Source organism: Myxococcus vastator, assembly GCF_010894475.1.
Classification (GTDB): Bacteria; Myxococcota; Myxococcia; order Myxococcales; family Myxococcaceae; genus Myxococcus; species Myxococcus vastator.
Genome location: NZ_JAAIYB010000821.1, coordinates 1 through 1,547 on the forward strand (window position 1 = coordinate 1; position 1,547 = coordinate 1,547).

Below are 1,547 nucleotides of genomic sequence, written 5' to 3' on the forward strand. Positions count from 1 at the left end.
CACCTCGACCACGGGTGGGGGCGGAGGAGGGGGCGGACGGAACACCACGTCCGTGCCCTTCTTCTCTTTGATGACTTCCGTCACCTTGCCGGCCGCGGTGATGGCGGCGATGCCCATCAGCGCGAACACGGCGACGGACGCCGTAGTGGAGAGCGCGAACCGCCGCGCTGATGGGACGTCCGGGCCGCTGTCGAAGGTCTCGAACATGACTGGACGCGCATATAGCGACGCCATGTGTCGGGCCTGTCCGGGGCCCGTGACACTTTGCTTCCATCAACTTGACGGAAGCGTCACGGCGCGAGCCCGCCACCAAAGCAACGTGGCAGGCGTGACACGGCGTCTGCGTCCACCACCGCGCGCGGTGCGCCCACGCGGCGCATCTGCGACAGCAGGGCGATCAGCAGCGCCGTGTAGACGAGCGCGAAGGGGCGCCACAGGAGGACGTGGCGGCTCCACTCCGCGCCCAGTCCCGAGTCAGAGACCAGGAGCCCCGTGAGGGCGATGAGCGCCACCAGCACCAGGTTGGGCCGGTGGCGGCTCTCCACCGCGGCGCGGATCAACGGCCAGGCCAGCACGTAGTTCGCGCGCCACGCCAGCGGTGACAGCAGGGTGACGCCCAGGCAACACACGGCGATGAGGTCCGCTGGCCCGGGTCTTGCCCACACGACGGCGGCGACGAAGAGGACCATGGCCACGGCCTGCGCCAGCGACATGTCACCGGGGGGCACCACGGTGTCGGGCGGGTACATCAGCGCCAGCAGCACGGTGGGCAGGCCCTGGGTGTTGGCCTGGAGCGCCCAGGGCGGCGTGGTGCGCGCCAGCGTGTCGCTCCAGAACTGGAACTGCGCCAGCGTGCCGTCCCAGCCGTAGCGGGCGAGCGTGGGCAGGGTGAGCAGCAGTCCCACCACCGCGGTGGCGCCGATGACGCGCCAGTGACGGCGCCACAGGAAGAAGAGGCCGACGAGGGCGGCGGGCGGCTTGAGCAGGAAGGCGACGGCGAAGGCGATGCCGGGGCGCCACACCTGGCCGCGTTCGGCGCCGAGCGTGGACAGGAGGATGAGCAGCAGGATGACGGCGTCCACCTGGCCGTAGAACAGCTCGAAGGTGAAGGACGGCAGCAGGGCCAGCGTCGTCAGCGCGGGCGCCCAGGCCCAGGGCGTGGCTTCCCCCGACGAAGGCGTGGCGCGCATGGTGAGGCGGGCCACGGCGGCGAGCGCGGCGATGGAGCCCAGGTTCCACAGGGCCACGGCGGCGCGCGCGGGGAGCAGGGTGAAGGGGAGGAAGAGGGGCGCGGTGATGGGCGCGTACTTGAACGGCATGGTGCCGTCGGACAGGCGGTAGATGTCCGAGGCCTCCCAGAAGCGCTCCGCCGCCATGAGGTAGACGCGGAAGTCCACGCCTCGGCGGGGATGCTGGCCCACGGCGATGGCGGCCACGGCCAGCACGGCCAGCACGAGCCACCAGCCCCAGCGCGCCCAGGGCGCACCCACTCCAGGAGATGTCCCCTCACCCTCGGCCGGTGGGGGGGATTCGGAGCCGGAGGGCCC

The 1,547-nt window shown here is 71.8% G+C and carries 1 protein-coding gene and 1 pseudogene; both read right to left on the reverse strand.

The window, feature by feature from the left end:
• Positions 1 to 207 (reverse strand): annotated as a pseudogene (locus tag G4D87_RS37620) (energy transducer TonB); the annotation flags it as partial.
• Positions 208 to 290: 83 nt separating this feature from the next.
• Positions 291 to 1,547: glycosyltransferase family 87 protein (locus tag G4D87_RS37625; RefSeq protein ID WP_240358934.1), on the reverse strand; the 1,257-nt coding region annotated here is incomplete at its 5' end.